Origin of the sequence: Dyadobacter sediminis, assembly GCF_005860765.1 — a bacterium.
Taxonomy (GTDB): domain Bacteria; phylum Bacteroidota; class Bacteroidia; order Cytophagales; family Spirosomataceae; genus Dyadobacter; species Dyadobacter sediminis.
In genome coordinates, this window is record NZ_VCEI01000029.1 from 181,729 (window position 1) to 207,990 (window position 26,262).

23 protein-coding genes and 1 tRNA gene are annotated in these 26,262 nt (G+C 41.9%); 2 read left to right on the forward strand and 22 right to left on the reverse strand.

The window, feature by feature from the left end; genetic code table 11:
* Positions 1-9: 9 nt before the first annotated feature.
* The 7 genes from nrfD to smpB form a co-directional block, all read right to left on the reverse strand.
* Positions 10-1,443 carry an NrfD/PsrC family molybdoenzyme membrane anchor subunit gene (gene nrfD / locus FEM55_RS20240; RefSeq protein ID WP_138283216.1) on the reverse strand — a complete coding sequence of 478 codons (1,434 nt, stop codon included), beginning with the start codon at positions 1,441-1,443 and terminating at the stop codon, positions 10-12.
* Positions 1,444-1,494: 51 nt separating this feature from the next.
* Complete coding sequence (locus FEM55_RS20245) at positions 1,495-4,572, reverse strand: TAT-variant-translocated molybdopterin oxidoreductase (RefSeq protein ID WP_138283217.1); 3,078 nt, start codon at positions 4,570-4,572, stop codon at positions 1,495-1,497.
* A gap of 48 nt (positions 4,573-4,620) precedes the next feature.
* Positions 4,621-5,925 (reverse strand): c-type cytochrome, encoded by a 1,305-nt coding sequence (locus FEM55_RS20250; RefSeq protein WP_138283218.1) that lies wholly within the window; start codon positions 5,923-5,925, stop codon positions 4,621-4,623.
* Between the two features lie 271 nt (positions 5,926-6,196).
* Positions 6,197-6,267 (reverse strand) — tRNA-Cys (locus tag FEM55_RS20255).
* 84 nt (positions 6,268-6,351) lie between these two features.
* The gene (rpsA, locus tag FEM55_RS20260) at positions 6,352-8,175 is read right to left on the reverse strand and encodes a 30S ribosomal protein S1 (protein WP_138283219.1); all 1,824 of its coding nucleotides are present in this window, start codon (positions 8,173-8,175) and stop codon (positions 6,352-6,354) included.
* A gap of 190 nt (positions 8,176-8,365) precedes the next feature.
* Complete coding sequence (locus FEM55_RS20265) at positions 8,366-8,875, reverse strand: HNH endonuclease (protein ID WP_138283220.1); 510 nt, start codon at positions 8,873-8,875, stop codon at positions 8,366-8,368.
* A gap of 100 nt (positions 8,876-8,975) precedes the next feature.
* Positions 8,976-9,434 (reverse strand): SsrA-binding protein SmpB, encoded by a 459-nt coding sequence (smpB, locus tag FEM55_RS20270; RefSeq protein ID WP_138283221.1) that lies wholly within the window; start codon positions 9,432-9,434, stop codon positions 8,976-8,978.
* 119 nt (positions 9,435-9,553) lie between these two features.
* Here smpB and FEM55_RS20275 point away from each other — a divergent pair, with 119 nt between their 5' ends.
* Positions 9,554-9,973 (forward strand): nuclear transport factor 2 family protein, encoded by a 420-nt coding sequence (locus FEM55_RS20275; RefSeq protein WP_138283222.1) that lies wholly within the window; start codon positions 9,554-9,556, stop codon positions 9,971-9,973.
* Here the strand turns inward: FEM55_RS20275 and FEM55_RS20280 are convergent, their stop codons facing one another.
* Both FEM55_RS20280 and accD read right to left on the reverse strand, forming a co-directional pair.
* Positions 9,974-10,951, reverse strand: coding sequence for a radical SAM protein (locus FEM55_RS20280; RefSeq protein WP_138283223.1), 978 nt, complete (start codon positions 10,949-10,951; stop codon positions 9,974-9,976).
* A gap of 1 nt (position 10,952) precedes the next feature.
* Positions 10,953-11,795 carry an acetyl-CoA carboxylase, carboxyltransferase subunit beta gene (gene accD / locus FEM55_RS20285; RefSeq protein WP_138283224.1) on the reverse strand — a complete coding sequence of 281 codons (843 nt, stop codon included), beginning with the start codon at positions 11,793-11,795 and terminating at the stop codon, positions 10,953-10,955.
* Between the two features lie 248 nt (positions 11,796-12,043).
* Here accD and FEM55_RS20290 point away from each other — a divergent pair, with 248 nt between their 5' ends.
* The gene (locus FEM55_RS20290; RefSeq protein ID WP_138283225.1) at positions 12,044-12,586 is read left to right on the forward strand and encodes an NADPH-dependent FMN reductase; all 543 of its coding nucleotides are present in this window, start codon (positions 12,044-12,046) and stop codon (positions 12,584-12,586) included.
* A 30-nt stretch (positions 12,587-12,616) separates the two neighbouring features.
* On the opposite strand, the gene ftsZ is transcribed toward FEM55_RS20290, so the two are convergent.
* The 13 genes from ftsZ to rplM form a co-directional block, all read right to left on the reverse strand.
* A complete protein-coding gene (gene ftsZ, locus FEM55_RS20295; RefSeq protein WP_138283226.1) occupies positions 12,617-14,059 on the reverse strand; it encodes a cell division protein FtsZ in 1,443 nt (480 codons plus the stop codon).
* A gap of 40 nt (positions 14,060-14,099) precedes the next feature.
* Positions 14,100-15,452: a cell division protein FtsA gene (ftsA, locus tag FEM55_RS20300; RefSeq protein ID WP_138283227.1), complete on the reverse strand. Its 1,353-nt coding sequence runs from the start codon at positions 15,450-15,452 to the stop codon at positions 14,100-14,102.
* 15 nt (positions 15,453-15,467) lie between these two features.
* Positions 15,468-16,244: a cell division protein FtsQ/DivIB gene (locus FEM55_RS20305; RefSeq protein ID WP_138283228.1), complete on the reverse strand. Its 777-nt coding sequence runs from the start codon at positions 16,242-16,244 to the stop codon at positions 15,468-15,470.
* A gap of 25 nt (positions 16,245-16,269) precedes the next feature.
* Positions 16,270-17,673, reverse strand: a complete 1,404-nt coding sequence (murC, locus tag FEM55_RS20310) for a UDP-N-acetylmuramate--L-alanine ligase (protein WP_138283229.1) — start codon at positions 17,671-17,673, stop codon at positions 16,270-16,272.
* A gap of 25 nt (positions 17,674-17,698) precedes the next feature.
* Complete coding sequence (gene murG / locus FEM55_RS20315) at positions 17,699-18,793, reverse strand: undecaprenyldiphospho-muramoylpentapeptide beta-N-acetylglucosaminyltransferase (RefSeq protein WP_138283230.1); 1,095 nt, start codon at positions 18,791-18,793, stop codon at positions 17,699-17,701.
* Between the two features lie 3 nt (positions 18,794-18,796).
* The gene (locus FEM55_RS20320) at positions 18,797-19,951 is read right to left on the reverse strand and encodes an FtsW/RodA/SpoVE family cell cycle protein (protein WP_138283231.1); all 1,155 of its coding nucleotides are present in this window, start codon (positions 19,949-19,951) and stop codon (positions 18,797-18,799) included.
* A 32-nt stretch (positions 19,952-19,983) separates the two neighbouring features.
* The gene (gene murD / locus FEM55_RS20325; RefSeq protein ID WP_138283232.1) at positions 19,984-21,336 is read right to left on the reverse strand and encodes a UDP-N-acetylmuramoyl-L-alanine--D-glutamate ligase; all 1,353 of its coding nucleotides are present in this window, start codon (positions 21,334-21,336) and stop codon (positions 19,984-19,986) included.
* A 223-nt stretch (positions 21,337-21,559) separates the two neighbouring features.
* Positions 21,560-22,492: a DUF3078 domain-containing protein gene (locus FEM55_RS20330; protein ID WP_138283233.1), complete on the reverse strand. Its 933-nt coding sequence runs from the start codon at positions 22,490-22,492 to the stop codon at positions 21,560-21,562.
* 142 nt (positions 22,493-22,634) lie between these two features.
* Positions 22,635-23,222 (reverse strand): RNA polymerase sigma factor, encoded by a 588-nt coding sequence (locus FEM55_RS20335; RefSeq protein WP_138283234.1) that lies wholly within the window; start codon positions 23,220-23,222, stop codon positions 22,635-22,637.
* Positions 23,223-23,358: 136 nt separating this feature from the next.
* Positions 23,359-24,195, reverse strand: a complete 837-nt coding sequence (gene tsf, locus FEM55_RS20340) for a translation elongation factor Ts (RefSeq protein ID WP_138283235.1) — start codon at positions 24,193-24,195, stop codon at positions 23,359-23,361.
* A 181-nt stretch (positions 24,196-24,376) separates the two neighbouring features.
* A complete protein-coding gene (rpsB, locus tag FEM55_RS20345; RefSeq protein WP_138283236.1) occupies positions 24,377-25,222 on the reverse strand; it encodes a 30S ribosomal protein S2 in 846 nt (281 codons plus the stop codon).
* Between the two features lie 88 nt (positions 25,223-25,310).
* Complete coding sequence (rpsI, locus tag FEM55_RS20350; protein WP_138283237.1) at positions 25,311-25,697, reverse strand: 30S ribosomal protein S9; 387 nt, start codon at positions 25,695-25,697, stop codon at positions 25,311-25,313.
* Between the two features lie 3 nt (positions 25,698-25,700).
* Complete coding sequence (gene rplM, locus FEM55_RS20355; RefSeq protein WP_138283238.1) at positions 25,701-26,144, reverse strand: 50S ribosomal protein L13; 444 nt, start codon at positions 26,142-26,144, stop codon at positions 25,701-25,703.
* Positions 26,145-26,262 lie beyond the last annotated feature (118 nt).

A 26,262-nucleotide genomic window follows, 5' to 3' on the forward strand; every position in this document is an offset into this window, starting at 1 on the left:
TTCTGCTGTTTATTCTTTATCCTTATTGTAAACGGGTTCAGCTGTTCCACGCTGTCTTACTTTGGCAACACCAGCAATTTTTTGTGGTAAGTTGGCAGATGTTGAACGTATTACAGCCTTAACCTCAGCCATATTCACAACGGGTAGATACTTGGAGAACAGTAAGAATAATGTAAAGAACAAACCGAATGAAAAGATATAATCACCGATATCGTACCTTGTCGGAGAGAACATTGTCCAGCTTGATGGCAGGTAGTCTCTGTGCAAGGACGTTACAATAATTACAAAACGCTCGAACCACATACCAATATTTACCACGACGGAAATAAAGAATGTAAATGTAATACTGCGACGTAGTTTTCTGGACCAGAATAGCTGTGGAGAAATTACGTTACAAGTCATCATAGCCCAGTATGCCCACCAATAAGGACCAGTCATACGGTTAAAGAATGCATAATATTCGTATTCTACACCTGAGTACCATGCAATAAAAAACTCCGTAATATAAGCTACACCCACCACTGAACCGGTAAGAGTGATTACTTTGTTCATTGTTTCAATGTGCTCCAAGGTAATATAATCTTCCAGACGGTAAACAACTCTGGTGATCAGCATCAGGTTTTGTACCATGGCAAATCCTGAAAAAATGGCACCTGCCACAAAGTATGGAGGAAATATGGTTGTATGCCATCCCGGAATAACCGATGTTGCAAAGTCCATACTTACAATAGTGTGCACTGATAGTACGAGCGGAGTTGATAAACCTGCGAGAATTAAGCTTATGTATTCATAACGGGCCCATGTTTTTGCCGATCCATCCCAACCCATTGCGAAAGTTCCATACATGAAGCGTGAAACCTTGCTGGTTGCACGGTCACGGATAGTAGCTAAATCAGGAATTAATCCAATATACCAGAATACCAGAGATACTGAAAAATAGGTACTGATTGCAAATACGTCCCAAACCAATGGAGAATTGAAGTTAACCCATAACGAACCAAATGCATTTGGCAAAGGAAGTGCCCAATAGGCCATCCATGGACGTCCCATGTGCATAAGGATAAAGGAAGCAGCGCAAATAACCGCAAAAATTGTCATTGCTTCAGCTGCGCGGTTAATGGATGTTCTCCATTTCTGACGGAACAGCAGCAAAATTGCTGATATAAGAGTACCTGCGTGACCGATACCTACCCACCAAACAAAGTTTGTAATATCCCAAGCCCAACCTACGGTTTTGTTAAGGCCCCACACACCAAGTCCTTCCCACCAGGTCCATGCAAGACAAACAGATCCATATGCCAACACGATAAGGGAGATTCCAAAAGCAATTTTCCATTCCTTTGTTGGAGATCCCTCTACATGGCGGCATATATCTTCCGTCACGTCTGCGTACGTTTTTCCACCCTGAATTAGCGGTTCTCTTACAGGCGAAGTAACATGCATACTACTATAATTTATAATGATTTAATCTTCAACAACTTTATGATACAATCTTTATGCCGGCTGCTTATTGCTAGCAACATCCTTGTTTCTCACCTTCGTAAGGTATGAAACCTGTGGACGCGTATTAATTTCCTCCAACATGTGGAATGCACGTCCTTCTCTTTCTACTTCCAGCATTTTGGAAATATTGCTTTCCGGGTCATTCATATCACCAAATGTGATTGCATTGGTTGGACATGATTGGGCGCAGGCCGTAACAATTTCTCCATCTGCAACGCGTCTTCTTTCTTTTCTTGCTGTAAGCTTTCCTTCCTGAATACGCTGAACACACATAGAACACTTTTCGATAACACCTCTTGAACGTACAGTTACATCCGGATTTATGGCCATTTTGCCTAAATCATTATTGAAGTTGTAATCGAAATTATCATTATCAAAATACTTGAACCAGTTGAAGCGACGAACCTTGTATGGACAGTTGTTTGCACAATAACGGGTTCCTACACAACGGTTGTAAGTCATTTGGTTCAAACCTTCTGAACTGTGAGTGGTTGCAAGTACCGGACAAACAGTTTCGCAAGGTGCATTGTTGCAATGCTGACACAACATTGGCTGAAAGGTCACTTCAGGGTTATCCGAAGCAACTTCCATAGCTTTGTAATCACCAATTTCGGCATCCGTACTGTAATAACGGTCAATGCGCATCCAGTGCATTTCACGACTATTTATAACTTCCTGACGGCCAACAACCGGGATATTATTTTCTGATATACAACTTACTACACATGATCCGCATCCCACACAGGAATTAAGATCAATAATCATTCCCCAGGAGTGATTTTTATATTTATGTCCATTCCATAGTGTCAGATCTGTGGCATTAACCGGTCCTTCTGCAGTTTCTACTTTTGGTATAAATCGCCCTGCAAGCGGATCTTTTTGGAATTGCCCCAAGACAGTTTCCTGAAGAACTGACTTACGGCCCATAACTGTATCATGCGTCTGAGTCTGTGCAATTTCACGGAAGTTACCCGTTTTAGATATGGTTGCTTCACCAGGATACAATGAAACAAATCCGCCGGAAATAACAGCTAACGGGTAGACGTTTTTACCAACACCATCTCCGGATTTACCTGACTTCTCACGACCATAGCCAATTGAGATTGCAACGGTTCCAGTTGGTTGACCTGGCTGGATAATCACAGGAACTTCAACAGATTTTCCTTTGACATCAACCTTAACGACATCGCCTTGAACCAAGCCAAGATCAGTAGCTGTTTTTTGAGATACGCAAGCATAATTGTCCCACGTTGCTTTGGTAACTGGATCTGGCAGTTCCTGTAACCAAGGATTATTTGCACAAGCTCCTGTTCCAATAGCTACATTTTCATATAATGCCAGTTCAATACCCGTTGTGGCTTTTGCATTTCTTGCGATTGCAGCAGCAGCTTCGTCAATATTGCCTGTAAATGAGGTTCCTGAAGAAGCAACAGGTTGCTGAGCTTGATAAACTCCGTCATGCAGGGATTGAACCCAGAAGTTTTCAAAGTTACCGGTTCCTCCTTGTGTAAAGATATTTTTTCTCCAGTACGATTTTATATATTCATGATAATCATCAGGTAAACCGGCCCATTTCAGTAAGCTGGCTTGTGCCTGACGAGTACTGAAAATCAAGCTGATTGTTGGCTGACCTAAACTGTACATTCCAGCCATTGGCTCTGCATCATTCCAGCTTTCCAGATAATGCGGCGCCGGGCAAATGTACTGAACCAAAGATGCTGTTTCATCCGCACGGTCATTAAAAGAAATACCCAGTTTAACTTTCGGAAGTGAGCTGGCCAACTCAGCACCACGTGGATGATCATAAACCGGATTAGCACCATATATGATGACAGCAGCCACTTTCCCTCCTTTAACTTCGTCAATAAACTCGTTCATCTGAACGTCGTTCCCTTGACGCAAATTTAATGGAGTATCCAGATTGATTGTAGCCCCGTAACTGCCAAGCATAGCATTTAGTGCATTCACAACCGTCTGAACCGAGGGATCGTTGATTCCACAAACAACAAGAGCCTGGCCCTTGGCTGCAATCAGATCCGTCGCAGCTTTATCCAAATTTGAAATTTGAAGTGCAGTTCCGGAAATGCTTTTTCCACCTAGTTTGGAAGCAACTTTGTTGTACAAAGAAGTAACCACCGAACCAATTTGTGAAGGTTTAACGCCGGAACGGTAATCTGCATTGGAACCAGTCAAAGACAATGTTGTCTCAAACTGATAATGCCTTGACATATCTTTTTTGCCATCCTTTGCACTGCTAATTCTTCTGGTTTCTGCATATTTGCTGGCAAATCCGTCAGCCATTACCCATGAACCAAGGAAATCGGCATCAATACCAACAATAACCTTTGCTTTGCTGAAATCATAGGATGGAAATACTGCTTTGCCAAATGAAAGCTCATTTCCTTTTACAATACCGTAAGATGAATTTGCGTCATACATGATGTGACGCGTTGTTGGGTACTTTGCAGTAAAGTCAGCAATAACAGCTTTTGTGGAAGGACTTACAATTGTTGGTGAAACAATTCGGATTGCACCGCCGCTTGCCGCAATCTGGCCAAGTTGCTGTTGAATCTCTTTGTCAATTGTATCCCAGCTAACTTTCAGATCACCACCTTTTTTCGGACCTTTTAATTTTTCATTGTCGTATAAACCTAAAAGCGATGCCTGAACCCTTGCGCTGGTTCCGGTAGAGATTTTAGATAAAGCATTGCCTTCAATTTTGATTGGCCTGCCTTCGCGTGTTTTAACTAAGATGCTGGCGTAATCACCACCATCCAAGTATGTTGACGCGTACCAGTTTGCTATTGTTGGAAATTCTCCCTCAGGTTTATTAACGTAGGGAATCGCTTTTTTTACCGGTGTTTCACATGCAGCTAATGACACTGCTGCCATTCCAAATCCAAGTACTTTAAGAAAATCACGTCTATGGGTACCAGATCCGTCAAGCAAACTTTCATATTGGGTTTGAGCAGGAGCATCGCCGAATTCTGAACTTGCGTTTTTAATGAATGATTCGTCATTACGCAACTCCTCGAGTCCTCTCCAATATCTTTTATTAGTATTTTCCATAAAACTTTTCAATACAATGAGTTGTATTCGGGTATTAATATTTTCTGATTAATAATGGCATTTAGAACACTCCAACCCACCTATATCCGCCACCTTAAGTGCTTGCTTGCTTTCTCCTGAGTGCAGCTGTACCAATTTATCGTAATACTTGTTATCTTTTGTATTTACTTCAGTTTTACGGTGACAGTCAATACACCAGCCCATTGTCAGTGAAGAGCGTTGTTGTATCACTTCCATTTTTTCAATTTCACCGTGGCAATTCTGACACTCCAGACCACCAACATTAACGTGTTGAGCGTGGTTAAAATAAGCAAGATCCGGAAGATTGTGCACCCTTACCCATTCAATAGGCTGGTTGTTTTCAATAGAAGTATAAATTTTCTGGATTTCCGGAGATTCTTTTTTAATGACTCCATGACAGTTCATACAAATATTTGCAGAAGGAATATGTGCAGACTTTCCTCTGTTTACACCTGTATGGCAGTAGTTACAATCTATTTTATACTCACCTGCGTGTAGCTTATGTGAAAATGCAATTGGCTGTTTTGGAGCATAACCTTGCTGAACACCTACATTATAAGCGCCATCTATGGTAGCCTTAAGTACAAGCAGTACAAAAATCCAGATTGTTGCAGATCTTATGGCAGGATCACCAGCTATTCCTTTGAGTGTATTGCCTAGTCTTGCTATAAAGTCTCCTTTGTTAACAGTATCTGTTTCAGTACCCACCGCCTTGGAAAGCAAGGATACAATTACAAGCAAAACTCCCAGAACCAGTAACATAACAATTACAAGAGCAGCCAGTACAAGTACAAATAAATCAGAAGGCCCACCACCCTGCGCAGAAGCAGTACCACCAGAAGCACCACCTCCTGTTGCTGGTGCAGCCGCCGCCGGTGCAGCAGTACCAGCCTTATCCACATAAGCAAATATTCCTTTTATATCATCATCTGATAAATTGGGAAAACTTGTCATTTGTGCTTTGGCATACTCATTGTAAATTTTTACTGCATAAGGATCACCGGATGCAATTACAGCCTGAGAGTTGCGTACCCATTTTGACAACCAAGCAAAATCATGACGTGCACTTGCTCCTTTCAGACCAGGCCCTACAACCCGCTCTTCAGTTACAGCATGGCATTGCGCACAATTATTTTTAAACAAAGCTTCACCCTTTGCAGCATCGCCACCGCCTGCTCCTCCTGCCGGGGCTGCTCCGGCTGCCGCAGTACTATCTTGTGCATGCACCAAGACGGGTAAACTTAATAACATAGCTATTATTATAGCTACAAAAGTTTTTGAGTAATTTGAGAAGGAACAAAACGCAGCGTCCTTTCGAAATGGTATATACATAATCAACTATTCATTATTCTTCAACAGACAAAACTAGCTTACGATTTTTTATCCACAAAAGTATTTTGGCACTATTTTGACCCTCCAACTTATTTATAATTTGTCTAATTTAGGAGCTTTGTGTTAAATTAACATGATCTATATTAAAGCCTTATAATCAAGTACTTAAAAGGAAAAATGCCATTTGTAAAACGTATAGACCGTTTTTAACAAATGGCATTTATATGCTACTTTATATACGTTACAAGTATAATAACATACCTGCTTTTTGAGGTTCCGAGCGGATTCGAACCGCTGTACGAGGTTTTGCAGACCTCTGCCTAGCCACTCGGCCACGGAACCAGTTTGGATTAGCTGTTACCAGCAGTGATATCAGCTAATCCGGGTGCAAAAGTATCAAAATTTTTCGCTACTCCGCACTTATAATTATTTTTTTCCTTTCTTTTCGCTTTCTTCCATCTGTTCTTTCAAAGCAGACAATACGCTAAGGTCACCGAAAGTTGATTTTTCACCTTCCTTGCTGGAGCTTTCTGCTGGTGCAGCACTTTTTGCAGGAGCTGAAGCCTGCTTAGCTGGCTTATCTTCTTTCTTCTCCTCCGCTGCAGGTGCAGCTTTTACTTTGGAATGCGTAAGAACAATCTTTTTCTCATCTTTCAGGAATTCCAGAACGGTGAAGTCAAGGCTTTCACCTACTTCTGCAAATGTTCCGTCTTCTTTTGCAAGATTTTTGATTGCTGCTACACCTTCAATTCCGTATGGAAGTTCAAGTGTAGCAAATTTGTCGCCTTTTGCAACAATTGTGCTCTTATGAACAGATCCAACTTCAAAGATGGTTTCAAAAGTATCCCATGGATTTTCTTCCAGTTGTTTGTGACCTAGCGCAAGACGACGGTTTTCTGCGTCAAGTTCAAGAACGACAACTTCAAGTTCATCATTGACTTTTACAAAGTCTGAAGGATGTTTGATTTTCTTGGTCCATGAAAGGTCAGAAACGTGAACAAGGCCGTCTATACCTTCTTCAAGCTCGATGAACAAGCCGAAGTTTGTCAGATTACGAACAACACCTTTGTGACGCGTTCCGATTGCATATTTTTCTTTAAGCGAACCTTGTGTCCATGGATCTTCAGTCAGTTGTTTGATTCCAAGTGACATTTTGCGTTCCTGACGATCCAGTGTCAATACAACGGCACTGATTTCGTCATTTACGTTCATGAACTCCTGAGGATTGCGCAGGTGCTGAGACCATGACATTTCCGAAACGTGGATCAAACCTTCAACACCTGGTTTGATTTCAAGGAATGCGCCGTAATCAGCAACATTAACGATACGTCCTGTAACTTTTGATCCAACCTGAATTTCTTCATCCAAAGAATCCCAAGGATGTGACTGAAGTTGTTTAAGACCTAGTGAAATACGTTTTTTCTCTTCATCAAAGTCAAGAACAACTACGTTCAGTTTCTGATCCAGTGCCAGAAGGTCAGACGGGTGATTGATACGTCCCCATGAAATATCTGTAATGTGCAGCAGACCGTCAACACCACCAAGGTCGATGAACACACCGAAGTTGGTCATGTTCTTGATCACACCTTCCAGAACCTGGCCTTTTTCAAGATTGTTCAGGATTTGCTGACGTTGTGCTTCAAGATCTTTTTCAATCAGTATTTTGTGAGATACAACTACGTTATCATTCGCATAATTGATCTTAACCACTTTAACCTCCATGCGCTTTCCGACAAAAATATCGAAATCACGGATTGGCTTCACATCGATCTGTGAACCTGGCAAGAAAGCTTCAATGCCGAATATATCAACGATAAGACCACCTTTGGTTCTTCTTTTCACATTTGCATCAATAACCACATCCTCGTCAAATGACTTCTGGATATTATCCCATGCAGTTATTACTTTCGCCTTTTTGCGTGAAAGTACAAGCTGACCTTGTGCGTCTTCCTGGTTTTCTACGTAAACTTCTACTTCATCACCGATTTTCATTCCGGGCAAATCACGGAATTCGTTGGATGATACAATTCCATCAGATTTGAAACCGATGTTAAGGATCACTTCACGATCCGTAATACCAACTACAACACCTTTTACTACTTCTTTTTCCTGAACCGGAGAAAGCGTAGTTTCGTACATTTGTTCCAGACGGTCACGATCAGCGTTTGAATAACCTGTACCAAAACCTTTGTCTGCTGCTTTATCCCAATCGAAATCAGGAATTGGTTGATTTTGTATTTCCTTAGACATAAATAGGAATTATTGCTCTTTATACATCAGCTCCCGAGCTAAATAGCTGAAAATTAGTTAAAAAAGTTTTTTTTTGAAAAATCAGAGCGCAAAGGTACAATTTTTCCCAAATATTTTCGATAGGGAAAACATAAATTATGCAGAAAAGCAAAGCATTCGGATGAATGCTGCATGAAGGAAGCAAAGATAATCAGTAAGTTCTTTCTTTTACGCCCAGGTAAGGCAGCCATTCGTCATCTGCCAAACCGGAGAAGTCCCGGATAAACATCAGAAAAGAAGGGCGGAAAGGACGTTGGCGAAGCGGCATGCCCATTTCTTCCGGCGTATGATCGCCTTTTCTGGAATTGCAGCGTTTACAGGCTGTTGCAAGATTATCCCACGTTGTTTTACCGCCTCTCGATTTGGGAATTACATGATCCAGCGTCAGGTTATCGTGCGTTCCGCAATACTGACAGCGGTTGCCGTCCCGTTTGAAAAGGTTCTGCCGCGTCATCACAACTCCTCTGTACGGAATGTGAATGTAACGGTTAAGGCGGATAACGACCGGCATCGGATACTGGTCCTTAACAGTTCTCAAATATTGCTTCTGAGATTCGGCGAGCATTTCAGCCTTGTTCATGTAGACTAAAAGAAACGCCTTCGGAACTGTGCAAATACTTAACGCACTATAATCTTGATTAAGAACCAGTACTTTACCCATGAGCCCTTTAGGTGTTAATTCTGACAATATAAGAATTTTTCAGCATAAAAAACGCTCCAGAAATTCTATTATTATCAATAAACATCAGGCAATCTGCACCTTAGTAGCCTATACGCTCATTCTCGCGCTTTATGTCTTTTTCCTTGATAGAATCCCTTTTATCATAAAGCTTTTTCCCTTTTGCCAAGGCAATATGCAATTTTGCAAAACCGCGTTCACTGGTAAACAGTCTTACAGGAATTATGGTCAAACCCTGATCTTTGAGATTTTCTGTCAATTTCTTTTTTTCCCGCTTGGTAATTAGCAGCTTCCGATCGCGCATCGGATCGTGATTATAATGCGTTCCTTCCGTGTAGGGCGAGATATGCAGGCTCCGTATAAAAAGCTCTCCGTCCATAAATAGACAGTAAGCATCCTGAAAGTTTACTTTTCCCTGCCGTATGGATTTGATCTCGGTTCCGGTCAGCGCCATGCCAGCGGTAAATTCTTCAAGGAAAAAATATTCGAATGAAGCACGTCTGTTACGTATATCTACTTTTTTTACTATTTTTTCCGACATATTAGATTCTTTATTAGCCAAAGAGGCGCAAAATTAACTTTTTGCTAAAACTATACCAACAGATGAGATTTACACATAGCCGTCCTTTAAAGAACCTTGTCTTGCCGGCAATATTTTGTATGCTTGCTGTACATGTTGTAAAAGCGCAGGAGAACGAAAACGTGCGCAAGGCCGTAGATCTTTTGTTTGATGGAATGAGAACAGGCGATTCCACATTACTGCGAAAAGTTTTTAATCCTAATTCCTCACTGACTTCTTTTTCCAGAAATGAAAAAGATTCCGTTATCATTCACAAAAGTGATGCAGAGAGTTTTATTAAAGCAGCAGGAAAGCCGCACAAGGAAAAATGGGATGAAAGAATTTATGATGTGAAAATACTTATTGATGATATGATGGCCACTGTTTGGGCACCGTACAAATTTTATCTGGGCGATACATTTTCACATTGCGGTGTCAATGTATTTTCCATGATCAAGACTGCAAGCGGCTGGAAAATTTATGAAATAAAGGATACTCGCCGCAAAACAGAATGTCTCTGATCAAAATTTTACCATTTGCTTCCACGTGCCTTTGATACGGTTGTATTTGATTGTGCTTGGCAGTGCTTTCCACCAGTATTTGTTCATTTCCACAGCAAAGGACGGCTGCATGTAACAATTGATTGCACAGCCTTCACAAGCTGGCAGCTTGCCTTCCAGCGCCACCAGTTTTTGCACTTCGTCGGAATGGTACAGATCAAAAAGTTTTCCTTCAATGGCAAAGTCTTTTAATCCCAAATGGTAGCATGGCAGAACAAGCTTGTTTTCAGGAGAAATTACAATCGTTGTGCTTGCTGCCTTGCAAACCGGATCAGCAACTTTATTTCCGCCGTCAAGCCGCAACTGGATAAATGCTTCGTTGAGGTAAACATTTTTCTGCTTTCCCCACCATTTCAGTTCGTTCAGTGCTTCGGGAGAAAGACTGGAACCTACGTTATTGTATTCAAAAACAGGATTCAGAATCAAGATCAGGTTATTCGGCAGACAAACCTCTTCCCACATCTGACGTATTTTATGGACGTTGTCTTCAAATACGGTAAAAATAATGTCCGGCCTTTCGCCAAGTGCCTTGGCAACGGCAATGGATTCCATTACTTTATCAAAACATTTGACATTTCTTGACTTGTCATGCTCCTCGCGATCCGGAGAATCCAGAGAGAAATGGAGCATATCAACAAGCCCTTTCAGCTTTTCCGCATATTTTGGATAAAGCAGGCCGTTACTCGTAACGGTCGTTATCATGCCCTGTGACTTTGCTTCTTTCAGCAGTAAATCCAGTTGCCGGTGAAGCAAAGGCTCTCCGCCTGTAAAATCAATAACCTTTACACCGAGCTTTTTGAGGTCCCGGATATTTTCTCTCAGATTTTCAACGGTAATGTAAGGCGAAGGTTTTTCCCATATGTCACAGAAACTACATGATGCATTGCAGCGGTAGGTCACATAGTAATTGCAAAGGACAGGATGAGAAATCAAACGCATATCAACGTAGCATGGTAAGCAGGCTTGTTAGTTTATCCTTCAGATCTTTCCTGTCAACAATGAAGTCCAGAAATCCGTGCTCCAGAACGAACTCGGCACTCTGAAATCCTTTCGGAAGATCTTTGCCGATTGTTTCGCGGATCACACGCGGTCCTGCAAATCCGATCAATGCTTCCGGCTCGGAAATATTGAAGTCACCCAGCATTGCATAAGAAGCAGTTACACCTCCGGTTGTCGGATCGGTAAGTAAAGAAATATATGGAAGTTTTGCTTCGGATAATTGTGCAAGCCTCGCAGAAGTTTTAGCCATTTGCATCAGTGAAAATCCGGCTTCCATCATACGCGCCCCGCCTGATTTGGAAATCATCAGAAACGGAAGTTTGTTTTCCAGTGCATATGTAATGGCGCGTGCTATTTTTTCACCAACAACTGAACCCATTGATCCGCCAATGAAATTGAAATCCATACATGCGATCACAATTTCCAGATCGTTCATTTTCCCATAAGCCGAGCGTACAGCATCTTTCAAGCCTGTTTTCTGCATCGTTGACTTGATCCGGTCCGGATACGCTTTTGTATCGACAAACTGAAGCGGATCTGCGGAAGTCAGATTTTCATCCAGCTCGGTGAATTGATTTTCATCAAACAAAATGCTGAAATATACTTCCGATCCTACCTTTTCGTGATAGTTGCAATGCGGACAAGTAAAAGCATTTTGCTTATGTTCTCTGGTTGGTGTAATTTTTTTGCAATTGGGACATTGATACCATAAACCATCAGGCGCTTCGCGCTTCATTTCTGTTGGTGTATTAATGCCTTTCTCTTTCCGAATAAACCAGGACATATTATTCTGTGGGTTAATACTAATAAAAGCTTGAAAATTAAGCCGTTAATATATTTTCATAATGAATAAGAACCTCAAATATAACAATAATTGTTCGCTAAAGTGAAAGCACGACAATTATCGTTCATGTTATCTACTTCCATTTTTGTAGCATCCGGCTTTGTTTGAACAAATTTGGTCATAAATTGTTACTGAAACATAACTACTCACCCGGATAAACTATACCTGCTTTTACCAATAGCCTAGAAATGACTTTACCAACTTCTCCAATTGTGATTATTGTCGGGACAAACAGACCGAATTCCATGTCGCGAAAAATTGCCGAGTATTATCAGGACATTCTGAATCAGCTTCATGCGCCCAGCATAATTCTGGATCTTGTTAATCTTCCGCATGATTTTACCGTTTCCGCATTGTATGAGAATTCAGGAAAAAATGAAGAATTCAACAGCTTGAAATCACTTCTGGAGCAAACAGACAAATTCGTTTTTATTGTTCCGGAATATAACGGATCCTATCCGGGTGTGTTAAAAGCATTTATAGACGGGCTTCCTTATCCAAACAGTTTTTCAAACAAGAAAGCGGCGTTGGTCGGATTGTCTTCCAACATGCAAGGTGCTGCAATTGCCATGAGCCATTTAAACGATGTATTCAGCTATTTGGGCATGAATACGTTAGCGATGAGGGTGAAACTTGCACAAATTCGTAATCATTACAGTGACAAGGTTATTTCCAATGCATTATATAAAGAACTGCTGGAAATTCAGGCCGGACAACTAATTCATTTCTAAAACAAAAGAGAGCGCATTGCGCTCTCTTTATTATTTCAACCAATGTTGTTCCATTTCGCTGGCCGGAATGGCAGGTCTTTTCCAGAGCTCCACTCTGCTTCTGCGATAAGCCGGGCCTTCCAGATCCGAGTATTTAACAAGTCCGTCTCTAAAGGACTTGATCATTAATTCCAGATTTTCCGTTTCTTCATTCGACCAGTCTTTGTTCTCTTCGGTATGATGAGAAACAGATATGTTTTCCGGTCTGTATTCTATCGAAACAATATCTTCTTCAATAACGAGATCAATTGTGCTTGTGGGTGTATTTACTTCCAGTTCACTGGTCAGAACCAATTCCTGAGCAGGAGTATCCATCATGTTTTTGTTACCATAACTGAATTCTATAACCGGCTCGATTTTCTTTCCTTTGTTACCGTTTCTCAGTTCAATTCCCGGAATCGGAGATTCAATGCTGTCAAAGCCTGCCGCTACGATTGTTACCCTCAATTTATCCCCAAGAGAATCGTCTGTAATGGTCCCGAGCTTAAACATACGGGCTTCGCCTCCAACCTGTGAAAGGACATAACGCCAAATTTCGCGCTGCTCTTTCATCGTCGCCTCTTTTTTCTTGCTTGTAGCCAAAGTTACAAGTATGCGTTTTGCGCCACGAATGTCTCTGTCATTAAGCAATGGTGAATCCAGTGCTTCTCTGATGGCAGTCTGAGCACGATCCGCTCCGGTGGACTCGGATGTTCCCATAACGGATTGCCCGGCATTTTTCAGAACTTTTTCAACGTCTTTAAAGTCTGTATTGATATTTCCGTTTGTCGTAATGATTTCGGAAATACTTTTAACTGCATTCAAAAGAATTCCGTCTGCTTCGGCAAATGCCTGTGTCAGTGTCATATCTTCATACAGTTCTTCCAGCTTGTCGTTCAAGACGACGAGAACAGTATCGCTGTATTCCTTCAACTGCTCAATTCCTTCCAGTGCCTGTTCTTTTTTATCAAGTCCTTCCCAGGTGTAAGGCGCAGTCACAACGGCAACGGTAAGTTTACCCATTTCCTTGGCCAGCTGCGCAATCACCGGAGCAGCACCTGTTCCGGTTCCGCCGCCCATACCTGCGGTAATGAAGACCATTTGAATGGAACCTCCCAGCAAACCTTTGATTTCTTCAATTGTTTCCAGAGCGGCTTCTTTTCCCTTGGCTGCATCTGTGCCGGCACCAAGGCCCTGCGTCAGTGTTGCACCCAGTTGAATTTTTACAGGAACCGGACTATTGGCAAGAGCCTGGCGATCTGTGTTGCAAACGGCAAATTCCACATCCTTGATTTTATTCTCAAACATGTAGTTAACCGCATTACTTCCTCCTCCGCCAACTCCTATCACCTTGATGATTGCAGGCTCATTACGGCTTGTATCATTAGGTTGATCTTTTATGATTTCATTCACAATGTAGTCCTGATCTAAAGAGTGCAACAAGCTAGTATTCATAATTTCGACGTTGATAAGGTGCTACTTATGCTTTATATTTTCAATAGTCTCCCAGACTGTCATCTTTTTTACCGATAAGGCTGTTGATATTATCCCAAAAGCTTCCGCCGGATTTTTTTACCGGTTCTTTTACTTCCTTCGGTTTTTCTTTCTGGACAATACCCGTGTTGAAAGCAGTTGCCGGCTTGCATACGGATTTTACTCTGGGATCAATCGGTTTAAGGCCTGCCCATGCAAGCCCTATTGCTGTACTGAATGTCGAATTGCTTACTGCATCTGCCTTGGCGGTACGTTCCAGATTTTCCGGATAACCTACCCTGACAGACATATCCGTTACTTTTTCAAAAAGCACTTCTATTTCATCAATGTTTGCAGAACCACCCGTAAGTACAATGCCGCCAATAAGTTTGTCGAGGTACCCGGACTTTATAATTTCCGCATACACCATTGCAGCGATTTCTTTCAACCTTTCCTCAATAATCAGGGCTACATTTTTTTTCAGCACTTGTTTTGGCGGCCTGCCCGCCAGGAAATTCACAAGCACTTCAATATTCAAAGGAATATCAGCTGAAACAGCAGCTCCATACTCTTTCTTTAATTGTTCCGCATTTTCAAGCTGGATGCCGCAACCGATTGCCAGGTCACTGGTTATATGCCTGCCTCCGATTGGAAATGTTGCAATATGACGAATGATACGGTCCTGATAAATAATCAGATCCGTTGTATGATCACCGATATCGACCAGCGCAATGCCGGCTTTTATTTCATTATCTGTAAGAACCGCGAGACTTGTGGCAAGAGGGCCAAAAACCATTTTATCGCATTTGAGATTCTGATCCGCATCCGCCAGACTCTTTTTAGTACGCTGAATGGATTGGTTATTTGCGGATACAATCAGGAAATTTCCGCCCAGTTTGATTCCGGTTCTTCCTACAGGCTCGCGAACACCTACGGAATTATCCACGACAAATTCCATCGGCAACACATGCAGCACATCGTAATTGGGTTCGATCTTGGCCCGGTACATATCATCCACCAGCTGATCCACATCCCTTTGTGTCACTTCCTCACCCGAAGAAGCAGACGGACGTATAACACCATCGCTGTGAGAACTTATTTTTACCTGCGTACCTCCGAAGCTGACATTTACAACACCAATATCAAGATCTGACCGTAAGGATGCTTCTGACAATGCTTCTCTGATTGCACTTCCGACTTGTTTTATATTTTCAACAGAACCATTCACAACGGCTCCTGCAGGCACAGGAACTTCACTGAAACCTAAAATTTCAATATTGCTTTGGCGAGATCCTGATGATGTTCCCTGTGCAGCAACCACGGCTATTTTCGTGCTCCCGATATCTACTCCAACTACAATTTTGTCGTGTGCCATGCTGATGGTGAATTATTATTCACAAACTATTTGATCTTGAAATTTAACACTTATTCTTTTATATCTGCTCCAGTCCTGGCTTAGCACTTTTCCGTAAAACATTCTCAGTTTTTTGAACTTTGGCTCATAATTCTCTGCTGTACCAAATTCTATCTGCTGATCACCCAAAACGGTCAGAAAATGAATTTCACCATCTTTGTCAACGTCCAGCTGAGCTATTTGTGCTTTCCAGAAAGGATCTGTATTAAGAAAACGCAGCAGAGCCACCAGTGAAGCTCCCTTTTTTGTCTCTAGATTCTTAGGATTTTTGAAAAAGGGTCCGGAAACCAGCAAGGTTCTTGCTGAATAACTTTCTGAAAGTGGAAAAAAAACGCCTTCTTCATTGATATAGTAACCCGATGTATTTTGCAATTCTTCATTCTGAGAAGTCTGGATCCATCGTGCTAATGGCCTCTCCTGCTCAACTTTGACTACGATATTACCCTTTAAATCCCGAAATACCTGACATTTCTTTATCAATTTATTTCTACGAACGCGGCTCTCAAGATCATGCAGGGCTACATCGTCCAGTTTGTTACCCATCAGTGGGTCTCCTCCATTCTCTGTCACAAGCATTTGAACGTCCATCTGATTCAAAAAGCGCGTACCCGAATCACCCTGAATATCTATCACCAGATTTGTACATCGTTGATTACCAAGCTTATTTTCTGCCATACCTATGCCTATAACCGGCATAATGAGCCACAAACTACGTTTAAACAAAAGCCATGGATAGTCAAATTTACGTAACATCTTAGTAATATTAAAAATGCTTGCACTAATTATTCGTAAATGAATTGTTCAGCCAGTTTTTCACCGGTTCCACTAAAGTATCAATATCTCCGGCTCCAATTGTAACGACTATATCCGTTTTCAAATCAGCTAAAACATTAAGGACATCTTCTTTAGCTGCTAATTGTTTGTCTGCAATACTTACTTTTTCCAGCAGCATACCAGCATTTACGCCTTCTATCGGCAACTCTCTTGCAGGATATATTTCAAGCAAAATCAGCCTGTCTGCCAAGGACAGGCTTTCTGCGAACCCGTCTGCAAAATCGCGTGTTCTCGTAAAAAGATGCGGCTGAAAAATGGCCGTAACATGCCTTCCCGGATACAATCCTTTAACCGAAGACAAAAATGCCTGAATCTCTGCCGGATGATGCGCATAATCATCAATGTAAATGTGAGAACCATTTTCAACCTGATACTCAAAGCGTCTTTTTACACCTTTATAATTCTCGAGAGCCTCTTTAATTTTTTCCGGCTTCACACCCAGGTGCATAGCTACGGCACTGGCTGCAATGGAATTCTCGATGTTATGATACCCGGGAATTTTCATTGCTATACCGGCAATCTTTCCTTCCGGATGTTCCAGGTCAAAAACAAAACGGGCATTGCTGATGTGAATATTGGATGCATGATACTCACCGCTGTTCAGACCATAGGTAAAAACCTGTGCTTTGGTTGCAGATGCAATTTCAAGCCCGTTTTTCATAAATAATATGCCATTATCATCAATCTGCCCAACAAATTCACGAAAAGATTCCAGTACTGCTTCGTGCTTGCCATAAATATCCAGATGATCTGCGTCTGTGGACGTCACAATGGCGATTTCCGGAAAAAGGGTCAGAAAGGATCGGTCAAATTCATCTGCTTCGACTACACAAATTACTTCTTCCAAATGGTGAGTTGGCTCATTAAGCAGAAGGTTGGTACCATAATTCTGTGTAATCCCGCCCAGAAAAGCCGTGCTGTTGACATGGGCATGACGAAGAATATGCGCAACCAGGGATGAAGTAGTGGTTTTTCCGTGTGTTCCGGCCACACCGACGGTACGCAAGTTTCTGGTCAATAATCCCAGTACCTGCGATCTTTTCAGGATCAGGAAGTTTCCATCCCGGAAGTAATTCATTTGCTTGTGCTGAACAGGAACTGCAGGTGTATAGATAATCAGTGTCTGTGCCGAATCTTCTCTGAATGCAGCCGGAATAGTTTCAACTTCATCATCCAGATTAACTGCTATGTCTTCTTCAATCAATTTCTGGACCAGCGGAGTCAGTGTTTTGTCATACCCGGCAACATGAAAGCCATTGGCTTTAAACCATCTTGCCAGCGCGCTCATGCCGATACCGCCGATTCCTACAAAGTAAACATATTTCCAATCCGTCATTGAAGATGACATAAGCACTTAAATTTCTGATAATTATTTAAATTAATTTTAATACCTCCAGAGCTATATCGTTCGCAGCTGATGGCCTTGCCAGTTTTCTGATATTGGTTTTAAGTTCTTCCTGTTTGCCTATATCGCTCATCAATGCAAGCACATCCGGAATCAGATCTTCTTTCGCTCTGGAATCGCGGATAAGCAAAGCTGCCTGCTGCGATACGAGAGTCAAGGCATTTTTGGTTTGATGATCTTCGGATGCCAATGGATAAGGCACCAGAATTGCAGGCTTGGCCGCAAGGCACAGTTCGGAAACGGACAATGCGCCGGCCCTTGAAATGACTACATCCGAAACGGCATACGCCAGATCCATTTCATAGATAAACTCAAAAACCTTGATTTTATTGGTTTTAAGCTTTTCAACAGCTGCTTTGGCTGTATCAATATATGCTTTGCCCGTCTGCCACAAAACCTGATGCCCGGCTTCAATCAGCTTGCCTAAACCTGCATCTATACTCTCGTTTATAGACCTTGCACCCAGACTTCCGCCCATGATAAACAGCGTTTTGTCTGAATCCGACAAACCAAAATGAACTATTCCGGCTTTTCTTTTGGACGATACATCCACAATATCATTCCGGACAGGATTGCCTAAAAGCGCAATTTTCTCTTTTGGAAAGAATGCTTCCATTTCAGGATAAGCAACACAGATCTTTTTTGCCCTTTTAGCCAACAATTTGTTGGTAATTCCCGCATAGGAATTCTGTTCCTGAATCAGGGTGGGAATGCCGGCAAGTGAAGCCATCATCAGCAGAGGCCCGCTGGCAAATCCGCCAACCCCAACGGCTACATCCGGCCTGAAATCACGGATGATCTGCCTGGCTTTTGACAAGCTGTTAACGAGTTTGAAAGGGAACGCAAGGTTGTCGAGAGACAACTCTCTTTTGATGCCGACTATGGGCAAACCGACAATTTCATACCCTGCGCGCGGCACTTTTTCCATCTCCATTTTACCCAGTGCACCTACAAACAGCACTTCCAGATCAGGAACCTGCTGTTGTAATGCGTTTGCAATGGCAATAGCCGGATAAATATGTCCGCCCGTTCCGCCTCCGCTGATAATTACTCGTTTTGACATTTTTTAAATCCTTTTTTCTTCAAGCGTTTCTCCACGACTCACACTAAGGATCATTCCCATAGCAATACCTGTAAAAATCAGGGAAGTTCCCCCCTGACTGAAAAACGGCAATGTCTGACCGGTAACAGGAACCAGCCCGACCGTCACTGCCATTGCAGAAAACGCCTGACTAACCACAATAAATGTCAGGCCAGCTGACAGAAGTCCGCCGAAAGGCCTTTTTGTAGCTTCAATTGCTTTGAGTCCCCGGTACAAAAGGATCAGATAGAAAACAATCAGGATCGTGCCCCCGACTGTTCCGTATTCTTCAACGGCAACTGCGAAAATAAAGTCTTTTTGAGGTTCCGGAAGAAATCGCTTCTGTCTGCTTTTGGAAACACCTTCTCCGTATAAACCGCCACGCGCCATCGCCATGTAAGACTGCTGAGACTGGTAAACGACAACATCTTTATCAAAAAAAGTAGCAATTCTGCTCTGTGCCGTTCCCGAGCGTTGAGTAGAATTAAGAAGGATTGCAATCGTGGCAAAAAACACTAATCCAAGCGCCGTAAACAAGAGATAATGCAAAGGAACTTTTCCTACGAACATAAGTAAAAAACAAATGCCCGCAAGCATCACAGCCGTTGAGACATTACTGGTAAAAATCAGTCCGCATACGACACCGACCAATGCAAGCGGCTCCATAAAAAGCTCACGGGTGTTCCAGCCACCTTTGATATGACGTGCGAGGATAAGCGACAAATGTGCAATCAGAGCAACTTTTGCCCATTCGGATGGTTGAAATCGCTGCCCGATAATCGGAATTTCAATCCATCTGGCAGCATCATTTACAGACCGCCCGAAAAACATGGTAAAAATCAGCAGCAGAATAGAACTCCATACAGCCAGCCTTGTAAAATAGACAAACCGTATATAAGGAATCCGGTGCACAAAAAACATCACGACCAGGGAAACGACACACAACAGTACATGCTTGTAAAGATAATACTCCGTGTCCCCCCCCATCTGACTATACGCATCTTTAACACTCGCACTATATACTACTACAATACTCCACAGTAGCATGATAATGCATATTCCCCATATCCATGGATCACCTTTCAGATTCTTTGCAATCCATGCCTGCGTATCTTCCCTCGATTTTGTCAAAAAACTCATATTAACTGCCTGAAATGTGTGAAGCTGAAATACTATGAATGAACAAGATTTCTTACAGCAGCCTTGAACTTGTTACCCCGGTCTTCGTAATTCTGAAACAAATCGAAACTTGCACAGGCCGGTGAAAGCAAAACAACATCGCCCGGAACACTCCATTCCTGCGCTTTGTTCACTGCATTCTGGACATCCTGCGTGGTATATATATGTGCGACTATTCCCGTAAAATAGTCTCTAAGCTTTTCAAAATCTTTGCTTAAAATAATCAGCCCTTTGACCTTGTTTCGTACAAGTTCTTCAATCTGGCTGTAATCATTTCCTTTATCAACGCCTCCTGCAATCAAAATAACAGGTTGTTCAAAACTGCCCAAAGCATAAAATACGGAATCGACATTGGTTGCTTTGGAATCATTGATATAAGTCACCTCATGAATCGTTTCCACTTCTTCCAGCCTGTGCGGGGCATTCCGGAAAGAAAGCAATCCTTCACGTATGGCAACCGGGTTCAAGCCGCAAAGCTGGGCAATCGTTATTGCAGCAAGTGCATTTACCGCGTTGTGCGGGCCTTTTACAGGCAATTCTGCAAAATCCTCTTCAAACGATTTTCCGCTAACGTTCGAGATCAGTTTTCTGTTAAAGAAATACGCACCTTGTTCTGTTTCGCTTTCAAGAGAAACTGCCAGCATGGAAGAAGGAATATTTCTTTTCTCGATTTCTTTTCTGATTACTTCACTGTCCTGAAAATAAATAAAATGATCTTCCGCTGTCTGGTTACGAATGATATTGAATTTGGAATCAATGTAGTTTTGAAAATTATAATCATACCGGTCCAGATGATCCGGCGTAATATTGAGCAGAACGGCCATATGCGGCCGGAAATGAATGATATTGTCCAGCTGAAAACTGCTTATTTCCAGAACGTAATATTCATAATCTTTTTCAGCAACCTGCCATGCAAAGCTATCGCCGATATTGCCTGCAAGTCCGACATGAAGGCCTGCATTCTTTAATAAATGATAAGCAAGAAGCGTAGTAGTAGTTTTACCGTTGCTGCCGGTAATCGCTATTATTTTTGCATCGGTATAGCCGGAAGCAAATTCAATTTCAGAAATAACAGGAATTTCTTTTTCCTTCAATGCCCGGATTAAAGGCACCGTATCCGGAATTCCCGGACTTTTAATGACCAGATCTGCATCAAAAATCCTTGCTTCAGAATGGATTCCCTGTTCGAAAGGTATATTTTCACGGGTCAGAATGTCACTGTATTTCTGGTGCAATTGGCTGCGATCTGATAAAAACACATCAAAACCTTTATTTCTGGCCAGAATTGCAGCTCCGACTCCGCTTTCTCCTCCACCCAAAACAATAACCTTTTTTTGCACAAGAATTTATTTAATCGTTAAAGACAATCATCCGATACGAAGGTAAATCTTTTAAAGAAAATTTTTTTTACTCTTGTCGAATAACTATAATAAAAAAGAGACGCATGTGCATGCGCCTCTTTTTCCCGATTTATTTTTGCCCGGAAACTTTTTTGATGTATGTCTTTAAATAGTTTGAGTTACTGAATTTTAAAAAGTTCCGTTCCGGAAATTCTTAACTCAAATAGTATTATTTAAAAGTGTATAAAAAGCCGATGCTCAGTGCTTGTGCAAACTGGACTTTCCGGCTTTGATCTTCATCATAAACGATGATAGCGCCCAGATTGGCATTGATGTATTTGTTTACTTTTGCTGTAAACATGGCATCAAGCCGGTTATCCGTATTAAAAGGCTTTGCAAAGCCGGAAAACAGCTGATACCTGAATTTCAGGTTTACATTTTTAGCAAGGTCTTTGTCGAAATTGGCAACAATCTGTAATAATGCAGCTTCATTCCTTAATCTTTTTCCGATTGGAACACCATAATTTTGTTGATCCGGCGTGTTGACGTATAAATATCTGTCCATAACGATGGTTTGACGAAGTGCGCCGGGCGCAAAATCAATAAAGAAATAAGAAGCGGGCCGGAACTCAATACCGATTGCCTCGGTTACATAGGCCGGCGAAAACAATCCGGAAACTTTTCTTTTGAAGAAAACAGAATCTGTTGCTGACGAATAATTGTAGCCCGGCGAGAATTGGGAAAGAAAATTGATGTTTGTAAACAAGCTCCATTTCGCAGTCAGTTCACGGTTATACTTTGTATCAAAGAAAATCCTGTCCGCATTTTTACGGCTTTCCTGTCCTTTGTTCCTGACAATGCCGTATTGCGACTGAAAATCGTTCCGCCATGCATTCCGGCCTGATTTCTTTTCTTTCAATGCATTGAAAAACAGCCCAACGGCAACCGAGTTTACGCCTCCACCCGTCCAGTTCGAGCTGAAAGATCCCTGATTTAAGTTCGCACCAAACTCAATTTTCTGCCATATGGTATCTTTTTGTAATTTAAGTTTTGCAAGGTTAACAGGATTGGTAAAATCAACAATACGTTGCGAATATCCGGGTAAGACTGCAGCAATCAGAATTAAAAGAAAAAGAAAGCTGCTACGAAATTCCTCACTCATTTACTTTAATATTAGTGAACATGCCTGCCTAACAAAATCATATGGCCGGTTAAATTTCAATGCCATAATTCTGTAAACAATTGTAAAATTAGTTACATCAAACAGCTAAAATAAAACATTTTCACCTACTTTTTAAAGTTATTCATTGAAAGAGGAGTGCTTCGTAATACTTTCTTTTCAGCTTTTCGCGTGATCGCATCAGCCGCATTTTTACAGCACTTTCGGTCAGCTTGAATGTTTTTGCAATGTCCCGGATGCTCAGATCGTCCATATATTTCATGAACAACAACGCTTTATCATCCAGAGTCAGCTGGTCCAGAGCATGTTTGAGGCTTTGCATATTTACTTCATCTGCTTCAAAGACGGCCAGTATATCATAGTCATCAACGAGATCGGCTGTTTCTTCGTACACAGTCACAACCCTCTTTTTGTTGGAGCGCAGCAGATCCATACAGTGGTTGTAAGTAATTGAAAACAGCCAAGTTGAGAATTTGGCATCTTCCTTAAACGTATCCATTTTGAATATCAGTTTAAGAAAAACATCATGGGTAAGATCTTCGGCCTTGGAAGCGTCCTTGATCAGGGAAAGGCACTTTTGATACACTTTAAAGGAGTATCTTTCATAAAGCTTTTCAAAATAACGATTGTCCTGCGATTCGAGGAAAAGCTTGACTAACTCTTCATCCGTTGAATTATGCCGTGCATAATTATCTAATTGGGATTTAACCATTCTGATTTCACAATGTCGCCGATAGTGTGTGTTCAAAAAATTAACCGGAATTAATTTTTTGTAAATATTAAAAAACAACGCCTGGTATACAAGCAGATACCAGGCGTTGTCAATATTATTTTGTTATGCGCAATTACTATGCACCAATTGCTACACGCTTGAAGGATTTAACCGTAAGTCCTTTTGCAGTTTTTTCTAGTAACTGGCGGATGGTTAATGAAGAATCTTTTACAAATTCCTGGTTCAAAAGTGTATTGTCTTTGTAGAACTTCTGAAGTTTTCCCTGAGCAATTTTCTCAAGCATTGCTTCCGGCTTGCCTTCTGCTCTTGCCTGCTCTTTTCCGACTTCGATTTCACGTTCAACCGTTACAGAATCCACTTCATCTTTATCCAGTGCAATCGGCTTCATCGCGGCAATCTGCATGGCAACGTCCTTACCAAGTTCGTTAACATCAGTTCCGTTTACTCCGGTAAATGCGACAAGCACACCCAGTTTGCCATTGGAGTGGATGTATGGAACAACCTGATCAGCCGTAACATTTTCGTAAGCAGTAATTTCGAGTTTTTCACCCAGTTTGCCTACAAGGTCAACGATATGCTCGCTTACCGGACGGCCATCGGCCAATGTAGCGGACAATAAAGCTTCTTTATCCGCAATGTTATCAGCTACGGCTTTATCCAAAATGCTTTGTGCAAGATTTTTGAAATCCTCAACATTGGAAACAGGTTCCGTTTCACAGGCCAGAGCGATCAGTTTTCCGTTTGTTCCGTCTTCACTGATTTTTACGAGTACAGTTCCTTCTGAAACAGCGTTATCTGCGCGCTTTGCAGCTACTTTCTGACCTTGTTTACGTAGGATATCAACAGCATTGTCAAAATCGCCATCAGCTTCCTGAAGTGCTTTTTTGCAATCCATCATGCCCGCGCCAGTCATCTGGCGGAGTTTGTTTACGTCTTGAGCGGTAATTGCCATGATTTGGTTAAATATGATTTATTAATGTTTGATAGAAAAGACCGGAGTTACCCATTTTTGAACAGCTCTGATCAGTTTCCGGTTGAATTAAAAAAACTGTAGCCCATAGCAAAAAGGCTATGGGCTACTTTTATCTGTTCAGACAGGAAAGGTTGCTGGAACCAAGTCCATATCGCCCTGATTATTCTTCAGTATTTTCAGCTACGCTTGTTTCTTCAGCCGCATTTGTTTCAACAGCTATTTGCGTACGAAGTGCAGGGGCTGCTTCTTCATTGCCTCTGTCCACCTGACGTTTAGCTTCTTCTTCCTCTACAAGGCGCTGATCGTCTTTATCTTGCTTGCGTTCCATCAAACCTTCCTCGATCGCTTTTCCGATTGCCAGTGTGATCAATGAAATTGCTTTGTAAGCATCGTCATTGCTCGGAATAGGAAAATCAACCAGTTCAGGATTTGAATTTGTATCGCAGATTGCAAAAATTGGAATGTTCAGTCTTTTTGCTTCTGCAACCGCAATGTGCTCGCGTTTTACATCAACGATGAAAAGTGCGGCAGGAAGACGAGTAAGGTCAGCTACACCACCTAGTACTCTTTCCAGCTTGTCCTTTTCACGTGTAAGCATCAGGCGTTCTCTCTTCGCTATGTTGTTAACCGTGGTTTCGTCTTTCAGCATCTTCTCAAGAGTCTGCATTTTTTTCAAAGACTTGCGAATTGTGCCAAAGTTTGTAAGCATACCACCTAACCAACGATCAGTTACATAAGGCATTTTAAGGCGTTTTGCCTCTTCCGTTACGATTTCCTGCGCTTGTTTTTTAGTAGCAACAAACATGATCTTACGTCCTGAACGAACGATCTGCTTCAGTGCGGCTTCTGCCTGATCGATGCAGTTAAGGGTTTTGTTCAGGTCAATGATGTGGATTCCGTTTTTCTCCATGAAGATGTATGGAGCCATACGTGGATCCCACTTGCGGGTAAGGTGACCAAAGTGTACACCTGCATCCAATAGTTCTTTATATTCTATTTGTGCCATTACAGATTAATGTTTTGAAAAAATGTCTTAATGAAATTACGCAGCACAGCACATCGGGCACGATAAGTACTGTCTGGACATTTGCATATTAACGTTTCGAGAACTGGAATCTCTTACGAGCCTTAGCACGGCCGTATTTCTTACGTTCCACCATACGCGGGTCACGTGTAAGAAATCCTTCTTTTTTCAAAGCGCCACGGAATTCTCCGTTATATTCGCAAAGTGCACGGGAAACTGCCATACGGATTGCTTCTGCCTGACCCGTAATTCCGCCGCCTCTTACATTTACTTTAAGATCGTAACCATTTCCTCCGCTGATCACAGCAAAAGGTTGCTGAAGAACAATCTGGTGAACTTCAAATGGAAAGTATTCTTTGTAATCGCGTCCGTTTACTTTGATATCTCCTTTACCCGGCGTCATGTAGATACGGGCTACGGCTGTTTTTCTTCTGCCTATTGTGTTGATCACTTCCATGAATTACAACTTGATTTCTTTTGGTTGCTGAGCGCTGTGCGGGTGTGTTGCATCAGCATAAACAAACAGATTTGTAAATAAACGACGTCCCAAACGGTTCTTTGGAAGCATGCCTCTTACGGCTTTCTCGATTACACGACCCGGGTGTTTTTCGAGCAACTCGCGAGGAGTCTGAAAACGCTGACCTCCTGGATAACCTGTATGGCGAACATAAATCTTGTCCGTCATTTTCTTTCCTGTCAACTTGATTTTATCGGCGTTGATAATGATAACATTATCACCACAGTCCACATGAGGAGTGTAACTTGCCTTGTGTTTGCCTCTGATAATTTTCGCAACTTCACTGGCCAGACGACCTAAAATTGCATCCTGAGCATCCACAACAACCCACTCCTTGTTCACTGTGTTTTTGTTCGCCGAGATGGTTTTGTAGCTTAACGTATCCACGATTAACAAAAATTTTAATTGATTTTCAATATATTACACTGTAACAAGACAGTCCATCGCAAAATGGGAGTGCAAATATAGAGTTTAACAAATTGAATTACAAGTATGTTAAGAAATT